14 protein-coding genes are annotated in these 18046 nt (G+C 72.1%); 10 read left to right on the top strand and 4 right to left on the bottom strand.

Annotated elements, in window-relative coordinates; genetic code table 11:
* The first annotated feature begins 26 nt into the window (after positions 1 to 26).
* The 3 genes from ABD366_RS34285 (at position 27) to ABD366_RS34275 (ending at position 3015) form a co-directional block, all read left to right on the top strand.
* Positions 27 to 1289 carry a sensor histidine kinase gene (locus ABD366_RS34285; protein WP_324769940.1) on the top strand — a complete coding sequence of 421 codons (1263 nt, stop codon included), beginning with the start codon at positions 27 to 29 and terminating at the stop codon, positions 1287 to 1289.
* Complete coding sequence (locus tag ABD366_RS34280) at positions 1253 to 1897, top strand: response regulator transcription factor (protein ID WP_324769941.1); 645 nt, start codon at positions 1253 to 1255, stop codon at positions 1895 to 1897. Before ABD366_RS34285 ends, ABD366_RS34280 begins: the two co-directional genes overlap by 37 nt.
* 128 nt (positions 1898 to 2025) lie before the next feature.
* On the top strand, positions 2026 to 3015 hold the full coding sequence (locus ABD366_RS34275) for an alpha/beta fold hydrolase (protein WP_324769942.1): 990 nt from the start codon (positions 2026 to 2028) through the stop codon (positions 3013 to 3015).
* On the opposite strand, the gene ABD366_RS34270 is transcribed toward ABD366_RS34275, so the two are convergent.
* Entirely contained in the window at positions 3012 to 3485 is a 474-nt protein-coding gene (locus ABD366_RS34270; RefSeq protein ID WP_324769944.1) for a GNAT family N-acetyltransferase, read from the bottom strand. The genes ABD366_RS34275 and ABD366_RS34270 overlap by 4 nt on opposite strands.
* Positions 3486 to 3518: 33 nt before the next feature.
* On the opposite strand from ABD366_RS34270, the gene ABD366_RS34265 reads away from it, so the two are divergent.
* On the top strand, positions 3519 to 4424 hold the full coding sequence (locus tag ABD366_RS34265; RefSeq protein WP_324769946.1) for a LysR family transcriptional regulator: 906 nt from the start codon (positions 3519 to 3521) through the stop codon (positions 4422 to 4424).
* Positions 4425 to 4509: 85 nt separating this feature from the next.
* Positions 4510 to 5652, top strand: a complete 1143-nt coding sequence (gene alc, locus ABD366_RS34260; RefSeq protein ID WP_324769947.1) for an allantoicase — start codon at positions 4510 to 4512, stop codon at positions 5650 to 5652.
* Positions 5653 to 6084: 432 nt separating this feature from the next.
* On the opposite strand, the gene pepN is transcribed toward alc, so the two are convergent.
* Entirely contained in the window at positions 6085 to 8658 is a 2574-nt protein-coding gene (gene pepN, locus ABD366_RS34255; protein ID WP_324769948.1) for an aminopeptidase N, read from the bottom strand.
* A 131-nt stretch (positions 8659 to 8789) separates the two neighbouring features.
* Here pepN and ABD366_RS34250 point away from each other — a divergent pair, with 131 nt between their 5' ends.
* Positions 8790 to 9302, top strand: coding sequence for a DUF1203 domain-containing protein (locus ABD366_RS34250; RefSeq protein WP_324769949.1), 513 nt, complete (start codon positions 8790 to 8792; stop codon positions 9300 to 9302).
* A gap of 96 nt (positions 9303 to 9398) precedes the next feature.
* Here ABD366_RS34250 and ABD366_RS34245 read toward each other — a convergent pair whose 3' ends face one another.
* The gene (locus tag ABD366_RS34245; protein ID WP_324769951.1) at positions 9399 to 10418 is read right to left on the bottom strand and encodes an aspartate-semialdehyde dehydrogenase; all 1020 of its coding nucleotides are present in this window, start codon (positions 10416 to 10418) and stop codon (positions 9399 to 9401) included.
* Positions 10419 to 10602: 184 nt separating this feature from the next.
* On the opposite strand from ABD366_RS34245, the gene ABD366_RS34240 reads away from it, so the two are divergent.
* Positions 10603 to 11118: a sigma-70 family RNA polymerase sigma factor gene (locus ABD366_RS34240; RefSeq protein WP_324769952.1), complete on the top strand. Its 516-nt coding sequence runs from the start codon at positions 10603 to 10605 to the stop codon at positions 11116 to 11118.
* A 1-nt stretch (position 11119) separates the two neighbouring features.
* A complete protein-coding gene (locus tag ABD366_RS34235; RefSeq protein WP_324769954.1) occupies positions 11120 to 11836 on the top strand; it encodes a hypothetical protein in 717 nt (238 codons plus the stop codon).
* Between the two features lie 72 nt (positions 11837 to 11908).
* Here ABD366_RS34235 and ABD366_RS34230 read toward each other — a convergent pair whose 3' ends face one another.
* Entirely contained in the window at positions 11909 to 15235 is a 3327-nt protein-coding gene (locus tag ABD366_RS34230; RefSeq protein ID WP_324769955.1) for a S8 family serine peptidase, read from the bottom strand.
* A gap of 347 nt (positions 15236 to 15582) precedes the next feature.
* Here ABD366_RS34230 and ABD366_RS34225 point away from each other — a divergent pair, with 347 nt between their 5' ends.
* Both ABD366_RS34225 and ABD366_RS34220 read left to right on the top strand, forming a co-directional pair.
* Positions 15583 to 16032, top strand: a complete 450-nt coding sequence (locus tag ABD366_RS34225) for an NUDIX hydrolase (RefSeq protein WP_324769956.1) — start codon at positions 15583 to 15585, stop codon at positions 16030 to 16032.
* 250 nt (positions 16033 to 16282) lie between these two features.
* Entirely contained in the window at positions 16283 to 18040 is a 1758-nt protein-coding gene (locus ABD366_RS34220) for a TIGR03767 family metallophosphoesterase (RefSeq protein ID WP_324769957.1), read from the top strand.
* Positions 18041 to 18046: the final 6 nt, after the last annotated feature.

Here is an 18046-nt window from a genome sequence, read left to right as displayed (position 1 = left end):
GCGGACGAACAGGGGAGCTGGGGGACATGAAGCGGATCGAGGCGCTGAAGCGCTGTCATCGGTTGTGGTGGCTCTCGGTGGTGGCGGTGCACTGGTCGACGATGGTCCACCTCGCGGTGTGGACACCGGTCCCGGGGTTGCTGCCGGGCGCCGCGGCCGGGATGCGCCGCATGGTGGACCGCGAGCGGGCGCTGGCCGCCGAGTGGTCGGGCATCACCGTCGAGGCGACGCCGAGCGCGCCCATCGGGCAGGAGAAGGAGAGCCGGGGCCTCCTCGCCCGCTACCGGTGGCTGTTCGGCGACGCGCAGCGGTTCCGCGAATGGCGCTGGACGACGATGTACTCGTTCGTCGGCGGCCTCATCGCCTGCGTCCCCGGCGCCCTCGTCCTGTTCGGCCTGTGGGGGCTGTTCCTCGCCGCGTTCGGCCCGTACCTGGCCAGGGACGCCGGCTGGGACGGCCTCTGGTACATGTTCGTGCCCGTCCGGAACCTGCCGACCGCCCTGATGGCGGGCCTGCTCGGCCTGGTCGTCGCCAAGACAGGTCTGTGGCTCGCACCCGGCACCGTGGACCGGCACGCCCGTTTCGTGCGGGCCACGCTCGCCCCCAGCGAGCAGGAGCTGATGGCCGCCCGCATCGCCCACCTGGCCGCGACCCGCTCCGACGCCGTCGACACCTCGGCCGCCGAACTGCGGCGCATCGAGCGGGACCTGCACGACGGCGCCCAGGCCCGCCTCGTCGCGATGGGCATGACGCTCGACGCGGCCGAGCACCGGCTCGCCGAGGACCCGGAGGCCGTGCGCGTCCTGCTCGCCGAGGCCCGCGCCTCCTCCGTCGCCGCGCTCCAGGAGCTGCGCGATCTCGTCCGCGGCATCCACCCGCCGGTCCTGGCCGACCGCGGACTCGCCGACGCCGTACGGTCGTTGGCGCTGCTGAGCCCCCTGGAGGCGGAGGTCACGGTCGACCTCGACGGCCGCCCGGACGCGCCCGTCGAGTCCGCCGTGTACTTCGCGGTCGCCGAGGCCGTGACCAACGCGGCCAAGCACGGCGACGCCGAACGGCTGTGGATCGACATCGGCTACGACACCGCCCGCTCGGCCCTTCGCGTGAGCGTCACCGACGACGGGCGCGGCGGCGCCGACCCCGCCCGGGGCAGCGGCCTGACCGGGATCGAGCGCCGCCTGGCCACCTTCGACGGCGTCCTCGCGGTCAACAGCCCGGCCGGCGGGCCGACCCAGATCTCGCTGGAGGTGCCGTGCGCGTTGTCGTCGCCGAAGACCACTTCCTGCTGAGGGACGGTCTCGTCCGGCTCCTCGGCGCCTACGGCCACGAGGTCGTCGCCGCCGTCGACAACGGGACCGAGCTGCGCAAGGTCCTCGTCGAGGAGCGGCCCGACGTCGCGGTGGTCGACGTACGCCTGCCGCCGGACTTCAGCGACGAGGGCCTGCGCGCGGCGCTCGCCGCCCGCGCCCAGGTGCCGGGGCTCCCCGTGCTGCTGCTCTCGCAGTACGTGGAGCCGCTGTACGCGCACGAGCTGCTGGCGGACGGCGCGGGCGCGGTCGGCTACGTCCTGAAGGACCGGGTCACGAACGGCGGCGAGTTCCTGCGCACCATCGGGCAGGTCGCGGACGGCGGGACCGTGATGGACCCGGAGGTCGTCTCGAAGCTGTTCGCCCGCAAGATCCGCGACCGCAAGCTCGGCTCGCTGACGGCCCGCGAACGCGAGGTCCTCGGCATGCTCGCGCAGGGGCGCTCCAACGCCGGTGTCGCGGAGGCCCTGTTCGTCTCCGAGAAGGCCGTGGCCAAGCACATCGGCAACATCTTCACCAAGCTCGGCCTGCTGCCCGGCGAGAGCGACAACCGCCGGGTACTGGCCGTGCTGGCGTACCTGGAGGGTTAGCCCCGTGGCCGGCAGCGGGATTTGCCGGTCCGGCAACAAGGCGCGGCGGTGTGGACCGGTGGGGGAGACGATCGAGGCACCGCGGCGCCGGGCAAGACCACACGGCGCCACCACTTCCGGAGGTCCCCATGACGCAGCAGCCGCCCGTCACCGCCGCCGTCCACCGCCTCGTCCCCACCCCCGCCGGCCGCACCCACCTCGTGGAGCAGGGCACGGGCCCGCTCGTCCTGCTCCTGCACGGCTTCCCGGAGTCCTGGTACTCCTGGCGCCGCCAGCTCCCGGCCCTGGCCGCCGCCGGATACCGGGCCGTCGCCATCGACGTACGCGGATACGGGCGCTCCTCCCGGCCGGCCGGAACCGAGTCCTACCGGATGACGGAGCTCGTCGAGGACAATGCCGCCGTGGTGCGCGCCCTCGGCGAGGAGTCCGCCGTCGTCGTCGGGCACGACTGGGGAGCGAACATCGCCGCGAACTCGGCGCTCCTGCGCCCCGACGTCTTCCGCGCCGTGGGCCTGCTGAGCGTGCCCTACGCGCCGCGCGGCGGCCCACGGCCCAACGAGGTGTTCGCCGGGATGGCGGGCGGGCCCGAGGAGTTCTACGTCTCGTACTTCCAGGAGCCCGGCCGCGCCGAGGCCGAGATCGAGCCCGACGTACGCGGCTGGCTGGCCGGGTTCTACGCGGCGCTGTCCGCCGACACGATGCCCGGACCCTCGGACCCCGACCCGCACTTCGTGGCGCACGGCGGCCGGCTGCGGGACCGTTTCCCCTCGCCCGGCCGCCTCCCCGCCTGGCTCGACGAGGCCGAACTCGACTCCTACGCGGGCGAGTTCGAACGTACCGGGCTCAGTGGCGCGCTCGCCCGCTACCGGAACATGGACCGCGACTGGGCCGACCTGGAACCGTACGACGGCGCCCCCGTCCCGCAGCCGTCCCTCTTCGTCGGCGGCGCGCTCGACGCGTCCACGACGTGGCTCGCCGACGCGATCGAGGCGTTCCCGAAGACCCTGCCGGGCCTCGTCGCCTCCCATGTCCTCGACGGGGCCGGGCACTGGATCCAGCAGGAACGGCCCGACGAGGTCAACCGCCTGCTGGTGGAGTGGCTGGCCGCCCTTCCCTAGCGGCCGCGCAGCTCCAGCTCCATCAGCGGCAGGACCCGGCCGGGGAGCGACCCCGACGGGACCGAGCCGACCCGGCGTCCGCCCATCGCCTCGTAGAACGGGACCGCGTTCGGGTCGGCGGCCCAGCCGAAGCGGGTGAAACCGGCGGCGCGTGCCGCCTCGCGCACATGGTCGAAGAGGAGCCGGCCCACGCCGCCGCCGATCGCGTCCGGGTCGACGAACATCAGGCCCAACTCGCCGCGCGGCGGCCGCCCTTCGAGCGTCGCGAGGCCCACGAGCCGCCCGTCCGGCGCCTCGGCCACCGCGGTCCGCCGCCGCGCGACCTCCTCCGCCCGCAGCGTCAGCTCGGCGACGCACGCCGCCAAGAACGCCTCGTCGTACCCCCAGTGCGCCTTCGACCGCAGGGCCAGCGCGCTCAGCTGCTCCGCCTCGTCGGGGCGGGCCGCCCGGATCCGTACCGTCTGGCTCATGCCGTCAGCGTAGGCCGGGTTACGTTGTGGCGTATGAGCGAGCGAGCGCCGAGGCCCGACCGGTGGGACATCAGGAAGCTGGTGATCCTGCGCACCCTGCGCGAGCGTGGCACGGTCACCGCCACCGCGCAGGCGCTCCTCATGACACCGTCCGCGGTGTCGCAGCAGCTCACCAATCTGGCGAAGCAGCTCGGGGTGCCGCTCCTGGAGGCGCAGGGGCGGCGGGTGCGGCTCACCGACGCGGCGCATCTCGTGCTGGTGCACGCGGACGCCGTCTTCGCCCAACTGGAGTGTGCCGACGCCGAGTTGGAGCAGCACGTGCAGGGGGACTCGGGGACGGTACGGGTCGCCGCGTTCTCCACCGCCGTGCCCGCCCTCGTCGTGCCCGCCGTACGGGCGCTGCGCGCCGCCCACCCCGGGATCACCGTCCGCGTGCGCGAGGCGGAGGCGGGCCAGGCCTACGAACTCCTCGCGTCCGGCGACGTCGACCTCGCCCTCTCGCTCGCTGTGCACGCGCCGACCGCCCGCGATCCGAAGTTCACCCGGGTACCGCTGCTCGCCGACCCCCTGGACGTGGCCCTGCCGGTCGGCCACCCGCTGGCGGAGGAACCGGGCCTGCGCCTCGCCGATCTCGCGGGCGAGCCGTGGATCTTCGGCGGCTCCGGCCCCTGGTCCGAGATCACCATCGCCGCCTGCGAGGCCGCCGGATTCGTGCCCGAGCAGGCGCACAGCGCGGCCGGGTGGACGGCGATCCTCGCCCTGGTCGAGGCGGGCATGGGCGTCGCGCTCGTACCGCGGATGGCGGCGGCCGGGCGGGACGGCGTCGCGATGTGCGCACTGGGCGCCGACCGCCCCGTACGGCATGTGGTGGCGGCCGTACGCAAGGGGGCGGAGGCGGGAGCGACGGTGCGGCGGGTCCTGGAGGCGCTGAGCCCTTGAGCGGCCCGATCATTCAGTTCTGCTGAACATGCACTCCAAAAACTTTCGATGGACCTGAGTGTTCGGCGTGCCCGACGCTACGTCCATGACGACGACCCCAACGCCCGAGGCCCCGCACACCGCCGACCCGCACGCCAATGACGCCGCCCCCTACGCCGGCGGCGACCCGTACGCCGACTACCGCGCCTTCGGTGACGCCACCGGCTTCGACCAGCTCGTCGACCTCGCCGACCGGCGGCTCGGAGCCGGCGTCGTCGCCGCCAACGACGAGTTCTTCGCCCAGCGCGAGAACCTCCTCGTGCGCGAACGGGCCGTCTTCGACCCCGAGCACTTCGGGCACAAGGGCAAGATCATGGACGGCTGGGAGACCCGGCGCCGCCGCGGCACGGCCGGCTCGCCGTTCCCGGCGCCCGAGGACCACGACTGGGCGATCGTGCGGCTCGGCGCGCCCGGCGTGATCCGCGGCATCGTCGTCGACACCGCGCACTTCCGCGGCAACTACCCGCAGGGCGTGAGCATCCAGGCCGCCGCCGTACCCGGGGCGCCCGGCCCCGAGGAGCTGCTCGCCGACGACGTGAAGTGGGAGGAGATCGTCCCGCGCGCCCAGGTCCGCGGCCACGCCGCCAACGCCTTCACCGTCACCTCCGAGCGGCGCTTCACCCACCTGCGGGTCTGCCAGCACCCCGACGGGGGCATCGCCCGGCTGCGCGTCCACGGCGAGGTGATACCCGACCCCGAGTGGCTCGGCCTGCTCGGCACGGTCGACCTGGTCTCCGTACTCAACGGGGGTGTGTACGAGGACGCGTCGGACCGGTTCTACTCCTCGCCGACGCAGATCATCCTGCCCGGTACCTCGCGCAAGATGGACGACGGCTGGGAGAACCGGCGCCGCCGCGTCCACGGCACCAACGACTGGGTCCGCTTCCGGCTCGCCGCGCAGGGATCGATCCGGGCGGTCGAGATCGACACGGCTTACTTGAAGGGCAATTCGGCGGGGTGGGCTGCGCTGAGCGGGCGGGACGGTGAGAGCGGGGAGTGGTTCGAGATCATCCCGCGTACGCGGCTTCAGCCGGATACGCTGCATCGCTTTGCGCTCGGCGCGGAGGTTGTGGCTACGCATGTCCGGCTGGACGCGTTCCCTGACGGGGGTGTGGCGCGGATGCGGGTGCACGGAGCTCTGACGGAAGCGGGTCGCGCGGAGCTGGTTACGCGGTTCCGCCGCGGGTGATTCCGGTGCGTGTGCGGCTGCGGCGCCGTCGTGGTTGCTCGCGCGGTTCCGCCGGAGGGATTGCGGTGCGTGTGCGGGTGCGCCGCCGTCGTGGTTGCTCGCGCGGTTCCGCCGGAGGGATTGCGGTGCGTGTGCGGGTGCGCCGCCGTCGTGGTTGCTCGCGCAGTTCCCCGCGCCCCTGAAATGCGCACTACGTGCGCCATTTCAAGGGGCAGCGGCGAAGCCGCAAGCCCCAGGGGCGCGGGGAACTGCGCGAGAACCCCCACCGCCCCGCAGCCGAAGAACTCCGCCAGGGGCGCGGGGAACTGCGCGATCAGCCCCCGCCGGCCCGCAGCCGAGTAACAACCTCTTCAGGGGCGCGGGGAACTGCGCAAAAGGACGGGCCGCCGGGGCATGGCCGGGGTACGACCACGGCCCGGCACACCCGGAGGGCTACGCGTCCGCCCCCTGCGCCCTAAGGGCCCGCTGAACCCCGGCCCGCGACTCCGACACCAGACGACGAAGCGCCGCACTGGGCGAGGCGGACGACAGCCACGCGTCCGTCCGGGCGAGCGTCGCCTCGGACACCTGCACCGCCGGGTACAGACCCACCACGATCTGCTGGGCCATCTCGTGGGACCGCGAGTCCCACACCCCCTTCAGCGCCTCGAAGTACTTCTCCGTGTACGGCGCCAGCAGCTCCCGCTGATCGGTCTGGACGAAACCGCCGATCACCGCTTCCTGCACCGCGTTCGGCAGCTTGTCCGACTCGACGACCGAGGCCCACGCCTCCGCCTTCGCCTCAGGAGTGGGCCGCGCCGCCCGGGCGGTCGCCGCGTGCCGCTCACCGGCGGCCGTGCGGTCCCGCTCGTACTCGGCCGCGATCTCCGACTCGTCGAACCGCCCGACCGCCGCGAGCCGCTGCACGAACGCCCAGCGAAGCTCCGTGTCGACGGCGAGGCCCTCGATGGTCTGCGAGCCTTCCAGCAACCCGTCCAGGACATCGAGCTGCTCCGGCGTACGGGCCGTCGCCGCGAACGCCCGTGCCCACGCGAGCTGGTGGTCGCTGCCCGCCGCCGCGGTACGCAGATGCGTCAGCGCCGCCTCGGTCCAGCGGGCCAGCAGCGTGTCCCGGTGCGCGGGGGCCGCGTACAGGTCGATGGCCAGCTTCACCTGCCGGTGCAGCGACTGCACCACACCGATGTCGGACTCCTTGGCGATGCCGGAGAGGACGAGGTCCAGGTAGGCGCTGGTGGACAGCTCCGCGTCGCGCGTCATGTCCCAGGCCGACGCCCAGCACAGCGCGCGCGGCAGCGAGGACTCGAAGTCACCGAGGTGCTCCGTGACGACGGCGAGGGACTGCTCGTCGAGGCGGACCTTCGCGTACGACAGGTCGTCGTCGTTGAGCAGAATCACGGCCGGGCGGCGCTTGCCGACGAGCTGCGGCACCTGCGTCGACTCACCCGCGGTGACGTCGAGTTCGACGCGCTCGCCGCGCACCAGCTTGCCGCTCGCGTCGTCGAGGTCGTACAGGCCGATCGCGATGCGGTGCGGCCGCAGCGTCGAGGTGCCCTTGGCGCCCTCGGGCAGGGCCGGCGCCTCCTGGCGGACCGCGAACGACCTGATGACGCCCTGGTCGTCGGTCTCGATCTCGGGACGGAGGACGTTGATGCCCGCCGTCTCCAGCCACGCCTTCGACCAGGCCTTCAGGTCGCGGCCGCTGGTCTCCTCAAGGGCGCCGAGCAGGTCGGACAGGCGCGTGTTCTTGAAGGCGTGCCGCTTGAAGTACGCCTGGACGCCCTGGAAGAACTCGTCCTCGCCGACGTAGGCGACCAGCTGCTTGAGGACCGAGGCCCCCTTCGCGTAGGTGATGCCGTCGAAGTTGACGAGCACGTCGTCGAGGTCGTTGATCTCGGCCATGATCGGGTGCGTGGAGGGCAGCTGGTCCTGCCGGTACGCCCACGTCTTCATGGAGTTGGCGAACGTCGTCCACGAGTGCGGCCACTTCGACCCGGGCGCGTACGCCTGGCAGGCGGCCTCCGCGTAGGTGGCGAACGACTCGTTCAGCCACAGGTCGTTCCACCACTCCATGGTGACGAGGTCGCCGAACCACATGTGGGCCAGCTCGTGCAGGATCGTCGCCGCCCGCACCTCGTACGCCGCGTCCGTCACCTTCGAGCGGAAGACGTACTGGTCGCGGATGGTGACCGCGCCCGCGTTCTCCATCGCGCCCGCGTTGAACTCCGGCACGAAGAGCTGGTCGTACTTGGCGAACGGGTACGCGTAGTCGAACTTCTCCTGGAACCAGTCGAAGCCCTGCCGCGTCACCTCGAAGATCGCGTCCGAGTCGAGGTGCTCGGCGAGCGAGGGCCGGCAGTAGATGCCGAGCGGCACGCTCTGCCCGGTCTCGGCGTTCTCGTAGGAGGAGTGCACCGAGTGGTACGGGCCGACGATGAGCGCCGTGATGTACGTCGACATGCGCGGCGTCGGCTCGAAGACCCAGATGTCGTCCTTGGGCTCCGGCGTCGGCGAGTTCGAGATCACGGTCCAGCCGCTGGGCGCCTTCACCGTGAACTGGAACGTGGCCTTCAGGTCCGGCTGCTCGAAGCTCGCGAAGACGCGCCGCGCGTCCGGCACCTCGAACTGCGTGTACAGGTACGCCTGTTCGTCGACCGGGTCGATGAAGCGGTGCAGGCCCTCGCCGGTGTTGGTGTACGCGCACGTGGCGACGACCCGCAGCTCGTTCGGCCCCTGCTCCAGGCCGCTCAGCGCGATGCGCGAGTCCTGGAAGACGGCGGCGGCGTCGAGGGAGCGGCCGTTGAGGACCACCTCCTGCACGGACGGCGCGACGAGGTCGATGAACGTCTCGGCGCCCGCCTCCGCGCTCTCGAAGCGCACGGTGGTCACGGACCGGTACGTGCCGCCCTCCTGCGCGCCGGAGAGGTCGAGATCGATCTCGTACGAGTCAACGGTGAGCAGCTTCGCCCGCTGCTGTGCCTCTACGCGGGTCAGATTGGTGCCAGGCACGCGGTCATCTCCTAGTGCGGTTACGTGTTCTGCGTTTGTGGAGTTTCCGGTCATCCTTCCACGCGGGGGCGCGCGAGCGCGATGTCCGTTTTCCGCCGGTGCGCACGTGCGCGCGGGGCCACCCTCGACCCATGACCCGGTACACCGCACGCCCCATCGAAGCCGCCGCCCTCAAGGAACTCAGGACCACCGACGACGCGGGCCGCCCCTGCGTCCCGTACACCGCCACGGACGACGACGCGGGCTCCCCGCTGCGCTGCTGTCTGCTGCCGATCCAGGCAGGTGAACGGATCGCTCTCGTCTCGTACGCGCCGCTGCGCCGCTGGGCCGCCGCTACGGGCGCGCGCCCGGGTGCGTACGACGAACAGGGCCCGGTCTTCCTGCACGCCGCCGCCGAGGACTGCGCGGGCTACGCGCCCGACCCCGGCCGCTACCCCTTCGACCGGCCCGGCGCCCTGCGCACACTGCGCCGCTACGACGCCCGCGGGCACATCGCGGGCGGCCGCCTCCTGGAGATCCCGGCGGACGCGACGGCCGGCTTCGACACGGCCCTCGACGAGGCGTTCACCGACCCGGACGTGACGCTGGTGCACGTCCGGGCGGTGGAGTACGGCTGCCTGCACTTCGAGGTGCGGCGGCCCTGAGAGGCGCACGGAGTGCGCCTTCCAGGGGCGCGGGGAACTGCGCGACCAGCCACGACGCACGCCGCACCCGACAACGGCGGAACCCCGCAGACGCGCCTACTTGGCGCTGAGCTCCCGCGCCACCAGCTCCGCGATCTGCACGGCGTTCAGCGCGGCGCCCTTGCGGAGGTTGTCGTTCGAGATGAACAGCGACAGGCCGTTGTCGACCGTCTCGTCGCCGCGGATACGGCCCACGAACGACGCGTCCTTGCCCGCGGCCTGGAGCGGCGTCGGGATCTCGGACAGCTCGACGCCGGGCGCGCCGGCGAGCAGCTCCGTGGCGCGCTCGACGGAGAGCGGGCGGGCGAAGCGGGCGTTCACCTGGAGGGAGTGGCCGGAAAAGACCGGTACGCGCACGCAGGTGCCGGAGACCTTGAGCTCCGGGATCTCCAGGATCTTGCGGGACTCGTTGCGGAGCTTCTGCTCCTCGTCCGTCTCGTTCAGACCGTCGTCGACGATGTTGCCGGCCAGCGGCAGCACGTTGAACGCGATCGGGCGCTTGTAGACGGCCGGCTCGGGGAAGTCGACGGCCCCGCCGTCGTGCGTGAGCTTGTCGGCGTCGGCGACGACCTTCTGCGTCTGGCCGTGCAGCTCGGCGACACCGGCCAGGCCCGAACCCGAGACGGCCTGGTACGTGGCGACGATCAGCGCTTCGAGACCGGCCTCGTCGTGCAGCGGGCGAAGGACCGGCATCGCGGCCATCGTCGTGCAGTTCGGGTTGGCGATGATGCCCTTGGGGCGGTTCGCGATCGCGTGCGGGTTGACCTCGGAGACGACCAGCGGCACCTCGGGGTCCTTGCGCCAGGCCGAGGAGTTGTCGATGACGACGGCGCCCTGCGAGGCGACCTTCTCGGCGAGGGCCTTGGAGGTGGCGCCGCCGGCGGAGAACAGCACGATGTCCAGGCCCGTGTAGTCGGCCGTCGAGGCGTCCTCGACCGTCACCCCGTCCAGCACCGAGCCGGCGCTGCGCGCCGACGCGAACAGGCGCAGCTCGTCGGCGGGGAACGCACGCTCGACGAGGATCTTGCGCATGACCGTGCCGACCTGACCGGTGGCTCCGACGATTCCGACCTTCACAGGGGTTCCTCCGTGCTTGCGTGCGGCCATCCGGCCTGGCGGGTGCGTCCATCATGTGTCTGTCCAGACCCGCCTTGTCCAATCGATTGTCCGAGGTACGGGACACGTGGGGTTCACCACAGGCGGAGTCGAACGTTCCGGCTCCCTGCCGCGTCGTAGGTCACACGCGGGGAGGGGAGAGGCAGTGCTGCGCAGAAAACCCGGGGGTCGGCCGGACGACCCCCTGGACGCCGCCGTCGAGGACCGGGTGCGGGCCGTCCTGTCACTGGGCGGGATGCCGTACGCCGATCTGCCCGACGGGGTCCAGCAGGTGCGGCTACGGCTCCTGGAGCGGGCGGCGAAGGGGCAGGAGGCGCCGCGGGACGTGTCGGCGTGGGCGGCGGTCGTCGCCTCGAACCTCGCCATGGACTGGCACCGGGCGCGCCGCCGCCAGGAACGCCTCGGGGAGCGCCTCGCCGCGCTGCGCCAGGAGGACACCCGGGACGCCGCCGACACCCGTGTCCTCTCGCTCGCGGTGGCCCAGGGCCTCGACGGGCTCCCCGACGAGCAGCGGCAGGTGGTCGTGCTGCGTTTCTACGCGGATCTGCCGGTCCGGGAGATCGCGGCCGAGCTCGGTGTGCCCGAGGGCACCGTCAAGAGCCGGCTGCACACGGCCGTCCGCGTGCTGCGGACCCGGCTGCACGAGCAGGAGGTGGTGTGACGTGGAGGACAGTGCACGGGAGGACCGGCTCCTGATGCTCGCCCTCACCGGGGAGCCGTTGCCCGGTGACGACCCGGACGCCCCGGCCGTCGCGGCGGATGTCGCGCTGCTCCGGGACCAGATCCGTGGCCTCGGCGACGCGCTGGCGGCCCCCCGCGACCCCGAGCCCGTACCCGTCGTACGCGCACCCGCGCCGGTGCGCCGTCGCAGGCCGCTGCGGATCGCGCTCGGCGGGCTCGTCGCCGCCTGCGCCGCCGGGCTGGTCGGCGGCATGGTGTGGCTCGCGGTGAGCGCGCCGGGCACGGGCGACAGCAACTCGGTGTCCGACAAGGCCGCGGCCGGCTCCGACTCCGGCGCCGGCTCCGGCAAGTCCGGCTACTCGCCCGAGATGCACCTCGCCTGTTCCCGGGTCCTGGTGGAGGGGACCGTGGTCAGCGTCACGCCGCGGGCGGACGGGGACGTACGGGTCGTCCTGGACGTCGAGCGCTACTACCGCCCCGAACGCTCGGCGAAGCAGCACCCCACGTTCGCCGTGACCCTCGACGGCTCGGCACGGCAGGATCTCAGGCCCGGCGTCTACACCCTGGTCCGTACGCCCGTGCGTGCCGGGGACCGGCAGGACTGGGAGACGGGACCGGGCGTCGGCGACGCGCGCGAGGAGATCCTCGGGGCGCTGCCCGGCGCCGAGGGCCTGAACTGCGAGGGCCCGCACCGCTGAGAACCTGTCCCGGCAGCGCGAAGGGGCGGACGCCCGCCGGCGTCCGCCCCCGCGCTCAAGCCACCCCGGGTACTACGGGGTGACCTTCTCGATCTTCACGCTGCCGACGCCCGCGGCGACGCCGCGCTCGTTGAGCAGCTGCACCTCGCCGAAGAACTCGCGGCCCTCCGGAGCGGCGGCCGCGGCGGTGACCTCGGCGGCCACGTCCGTGGACGCGCCGTTGGCCAGCGTCACGGTCTTCGTGTCGTCGACCTTCACCGTGCCGAGCGACGGCGAGAAGAAGACGTCGACATAGTCGTACGCGGTCGAACCGGACGGGATCGAGTAGCCCGCGACCTCGACCGTGTACGTGCCGGCGGCCGGCTTGGCGATGCTGACGGCCTCCTCGGAGTCACCGTCTGCGGACTGCGCGACCTGGTTGCCGGCCGCGTCGTAGACCGTCAGGTCCAGGTCGGCGGCCTGGTCGGAGACGTTGCCGATGGAGACGTCGAGCTTGTCGGCGCCCGCGGGCACCTCGATCGTCGAGGTCTGCGTGGCACCGTCCGCGAGGGTCGGCCGGGCCGACTTGGACGAGCCGAGCGGGCCGCCCTGGAGCTTGCCGCCCTTGATGGCGGCGAAGTCGTTCGTCACCTTCCAGTCGACGGCGGCCGGCGTGCCGACCTTCGCCTCGGGCAGCGTCCGCACCGCCGGGTCGAAGGACGCCCCGAGCACGGACGCGTCCAGCGTGTACGGGTTGTCGAGCAGCGGCGACGTACGGCGCGACTCGACCTCGATCTCCCAGACACCGGCCTGCGGGTCCGCGTACGAACGCAGGTCCGGGCGGCAGGTGTTGGCCGGGTTCTCGTAGTTCGGGTAGCAGTCCGGCGTCGACGTGCTGTCGACCGGGACCCCGTACGGGTGGATGGAGATGAAGCGGGTCTGGCTCGTGGCCTTGAGGCCGCTCATCCGCACCTGGAGCGCCTTGGCGCCCTCGGGGACCGTCAGGAAGTAGGACTTGGTGCTGTTGCGCTGCACCGAGCCCTTGTCGCTGAAGGAGTACGACGGCTTGGCCAGCGGCGCGGCGACGACGACGGTCGCCATGATCTGCTGGTCGACGCCCTCGGTCCTCGGGTCGTTCACCTCGAGGACAGCGCTGCGCAGCCCGGCCGAGTCCGGCCTGGCCTGCACCTTCACGGTGACGGCCTTGTTCAGCGGCAGCAGCACGTAGCTGGATCCGGCGATGCGGAAGGTGTCACCGGAGTTGTTCTTCAGCGACAGCTTGTGCAGCACCGGCTTCGACGAGCCCGACGTACGCGTGATCGTCACGTCGTAGGTCTTCTTCTGCCCGGCCTTCAGGCCGCCCTCGCGGTCGTAGATGCCGGTGCCGAAGCCCGGCGTCTTGAGCGCGTAGTCGATCGCGGTGTCGACGGGCGCCTTCACGGTGTACGTGTGCGCGCTCGCGCCGTGGCGGATCGAGCGCCAGGCGTCCTCGATGGAGATGAGGCCGGAGCCCTCGGCGTACGCCTGCTCGCCCTTGATGTGCTTGGCGGTCGAGGTCAGCGCGGTGCGCAGCTTCGCGGGGGTCAGGTCGATGTGCTTCTGCTTGGCGGCGGAGAGCAGCAGCGCGGAGGCGCCGGCGGCCTGCGGGGACGCCATCGAGGTGCCCTGGAGCATGGAGTAGCCGGCCGGGAGCGAATAGCCCGCCTCGGCGACCGGACCGCCGGGCAGCCAGGTCTGCGTCGTGTTGATCGCCGCGCCGGGCGCCGTGATCGTCGGCGCGAAGCCGCCGTCCTCACGCGGGCCGCGCGAGGAGAACGGCATCATCGCGTACGACTTCTCGACCTTGGAGCCGTAGTTGGCGGCCCAGGTGTCCTTGGAGATGGAGGCGCCGACCGAGAGGACCTTGTCCGCGAGGCCGGGGTCGCCGATGGTGTTGGCGCCGGGACCGGAGTTGCCGGCGGAGATCACGAGCTGCACGCCGTACTGGTCGATGAGGCGCGTGTACAGCTCGGAGCGCGCGTTGTTGCCGTCGTTCAGCGCGGGCAGGCCGCCGATCGACATGTTCACGATGTCCACGCCGCGCTCGGTGACGAGGTCGATCATGCCCTCGGTGAGCGCGACGTTGGTGCAGCCGCCGCTCCAGGTGCAGGCGCGCGAGGAGACGAGCTTGGCGCCGGGCGCGGCACCGTTCATCTTCTTGTTGCCGAACAGCGCGTTGGCCGCGGTGATGCCCGCGACGTGCGTGCCGTGCTCGGACTCGATGACGCCGATGTTGACGAAGTCGAGCTTCTTGCCGACCCAGTCACCGCCGTAGGGGTCCATGGGGACGTCCTTGCGGATCTCCACCACGAACGGCACGCGCTCGACGACGTCCGTCTTCGGGTCGTCCTTGCCGAAGTACCCGATCTGGTAGCCGTCCTTGTACGGCTTCATCGGGGTGTCGTCGGTGAAGTCGCCGTTGTCGTTCAGGTCGACGGTGACGGTGCCGGCCTCGGCGTCGTAGAGGACGCCCCACTTGTCGGTGGTGTCGCCGTCCCGGTTCAGGTCGCCCTTGGCGTCGCCGCCGGTGGTCGTGGACTCGGCGAACGTGCTGAAGCCGAAGGTCCCCGAACCCGCCTTGTACGTACGGCCGTTGACGGAGAACGTCGGGCCGCTCACCGAGGTGGCCATCGGGCGCCAGGTGGCGTCGGCGTCCACGATCGGGTCGGTCGAGGTGACCCAGTCGACGATCTTGCGCTCGCCGGTCGTGGTCTTCTGCAGCGCGGGGTGGCCCAGGTCGACGCCGGAGTCGAGGATGCCGATGGTGACGCCGCGGCCGTCGGCCTTCGGGTTGTCCTGCACGAAGTCGACGGCGCCCGTCTCGAAGGACGGGTTGTACGGGTTCTTGGCCGGCGTGTTCTTGCCCGGGGCGCCGTAGGAGCCGCTGCCCTTCTTGGCCGCGCCCTTGGCGGTGTCGCCCGCCGGGGTCGGGTCGTCGAGCTGGATCTCCTGGCGCAGGTCGATGCCGTGCACGGAGGTGAGCTTCTCGGCGGCCTTGATGGCGGCGTCGGCCCGGCCGGTCGGCAGGGTCGCCCGGACGTAGCCGAGCTTGTCGTCGGAGCGGCCCACGGAGCCGCCCTTGACGGCGTCGAGCTGCTTCGCGACCTGCTCGGTGGCGCCCGGGGCGGTCGCGACCATGAGGGTCACGTTCTTCTCGCCGTCGGCCTTCGCGTCGGCGAGGAGCTGCGCGTCGTGCGCGCCGAGCTTCTCACTGGCGGACTTGACGGCGGGGTCCGCGGACGGAGTGGTGTCCGTCTCGGCGGCGAAGGCCATGGGTATCGGCCCGGCCGCGGTGAGCGCGGCCACCAGGCCTGCGGCGGCCGCGAGCCGGGCCGCGCGTCTCGCGCCGGATATGGGTGCGCGCTGGGGATCGGGGGTCATCAGCATCCCTGTACGTGAAGGTGGGACAACAGGTGGTGTTCAAAGGGCTCCGGAATTCGGTGCCGGATGACCGCTCAGCTTTACTTAAGAGGCCATAGTTTGGGGAGAGTTGTCCGGGGCGGGTTGAGGCCATGGCGCACTTCCGCCATACGCCATCCGGCGCGGACCGGGTCTTATCGGGGTTTATCGGCGCCCTCTTCTGGACGATGCGTGGAGATCTCGCACTCTTCGTGGTCGACCGGTGGCTCGGCCGAAGTCACGAGGCTCCGCCCCGGGCCCCGCTCCTCAAATGCCGGAGGGGCTGAAATGGGCCGCACGCGGCCCCCGGGTACCTCTAGCGTCAGGGGATGCACAAAGAGCTGAGGGTGGCGGCGTACGCCGTGTGCGTGCGTGACGGACAGATCCTGCTCGCCCGCTGGGTCGCCGGTGACGGCACCAAGCGCTGGACCCTGCCCGGCGGCGGCATGGACCACGGCGAGGACCCCTACGACACGGTCATCCGCGAGGTGGACGAGGAGACCGGCTACACCGTCGACCCCGTCACGTTCCTCGGCGTCCACTCCGTCCTGCGCCGCTACCCGCGCAGGCTCGGCACGGTCGCCGACTTCCACGGCCTGCGCCTCGTCTACGAAGGCACCGTCACCGCCGGCACCCTGCGCCACGAACAGCACGGCTCCACCGACATGGCGGCCTGGCACGACCTCACCGCCGTCGAGGAGCTGCCGCGCGTCGAACTCGTCGACGTCGGACTGCGGCTCTGGCGCGAGCGCCCGCCCACCGGGCACGTCCTTCCCTGAAAGATGAACACGGAGTGACGGTGAGGGGGGTGAGTTCCCCCTCGCACATGACAAGACGGGCCGCCGGTCACCGGCCCGCCACGGCACGGTGATCCACGTACCGTGATCGGCGCTGCGCGTTGCGTCGCCGTTAACGCGCAGGCCACTCCCGATGCCAACGATCCAGGAGGAGCGGGCAGCCCGGCCCCGGCCCTCGGTGCCGCCGGCCCGCCGTCACTGTCGACGCGTTCGCACCCGGGGAGACCGCGCCATGCCGCGCACACGCTCTGTCACCAAAGCCGCCGCACTCGACCGCCGTACGCTCCTTGCCGCGACCGGCGCGGTGACCCTGTCCGCCGGACTCGGCTACGCCCTCGCCCCAGGCGGCTCCGCGGCCGCCGCGGGCCCCGCCCCGGCCCGTACCCTCGCCTCCCGCAAGGGCCCCGCGGCCCCGCTCGCCCCCTACACCCGCGGCACCACCCTCGATTCGGTCGCCGCCGCCCCTGCCGGACCGGCCTACCGCCGCCTCGGCGCGGGACCCGCCTGGCAGCGCGTCGTCCGCTCCGACCTGAGAACACCCCGCCCGGGCCGGGAGGCCCGGCGCACCGCGCTCGCCGCCTTCGTGCAATTCACCGACCTGCACCTGGTCGACGTACAGCACCCGCTGCGCTACGAGTACCTGCGCTCGGAGACGGCCAGCGCCTGGCGGCCGCAGGAGGCGCTCTCCGTGGCCGGGGCCGTGGCGCTCGTCGAGCGGGTCAACGCGCTGCGGGGCGCCCCCGTCACCGCGTCCCCGCTGCACTTCGTCATGACGACCGGCGACAACACGGACAACAACGCCCGCTCCGAACTCGACTGGTTCCTCAAGACGATGAGCGGCGGCCGCATCGCCCCCAACACCGGCGACCCGCGCCACTACGAAGGAGTCCAGAACAGCGGACTGCCGCTCTACTGGCAGCCGGACGCGCCCCTGCGCGACTCCGACAAGCAGCGCCACGGCTTCCCCCGCATCCCCGGCTTCCTGCAAGCGGCGATCGCCGAACTGCGCAGCCCGGGCCTGAACCTCCCCTGGTACTCCACGGTCGGCAACCACGACTCCCTGCCCGGCGGCTGCTACGCGCCCGGCGACTCCTTCTTCGCCGAGTTCGCGGTCGGCGGGCGCAAGCTGATGGAGCTGCCCGGCTCGGAGTCCAAGGCGATCTGGGACAACGTGGAGAACGGCGGCGACCCCAAGGGCGCCGCCTTCCGGGACCTCCTGAGCCGGCACGCCCGCTCCATGCGCGCGGTCACCCCGGACGAGGCCCGCGCCCCGTTCACCCCCGCCGAATACCTCGCCGCGCACCTCGACCCGGCCCACACGGGCCCAGGACCCGTCGGCCACGGCTACACCCAGGCCAACCTCGCCGCCGTCACCCAGTACTACGCCTTCCGGGTCTCCGACGACGTCCTCGGCATCAGCCTCGACACGACCGACCCCGGCGGCCACTACGAGGGTTCGATCGGAGCGGAACAACTCCGCTGGCTGATAGCCGAGTTGGAGGACGCCGAAAAGCGCGGCGACCACGTGATCGTCTTCTCGCACCACACCAGCAAGAGCATGCGCAACCTGCGCGAGGACCCCCGCCGCCCCGGCGAGCGGCGCCACGGCGGCAAGGAACTCGCCGCCCTGCTGGCCCGCCACCGCCCGGTCCTCGCCTGGATCAACGGGCACAGCCACAAGAACCGCATCACCCCGCACTCCGGCGAGGACGGCACCGGCGGCTACTGGGAGATCTCCACCGCCTCCCACGTCGACTTCCCGCAGCTGGCCCGCGTCATCGAGATCGCCGACAACCACGACGGCACGCTCTCCCTCTTCACCACCTGCATCGAGTCGTCCGCCCCCCACCGCACGGACTTCACCGACCTCAGCCAGCCGGGCCTCGCCGCCCTCTACCGCGAACTCTCCTTCAACGCCCCGGGCGCCCGGACGACCCTCTCCGGCGCCCCGGACGACCGCAACACCGAACTCGTCCTGCGCAAGGGATAGTTCACG

Source organism: Streptomyces kunmingensis (assembly GCF_039533535.1).
Taxonomy (GTDB): Bacteria; Actinomycetota; Actinomycetes; order Streptomycetales; family Streptomycetaceae; genus Streptomyces; species Streptomyces kunmingensis.
This window is presented reverse-complemented; position numbering and strand designations above follow the sequence as displayed.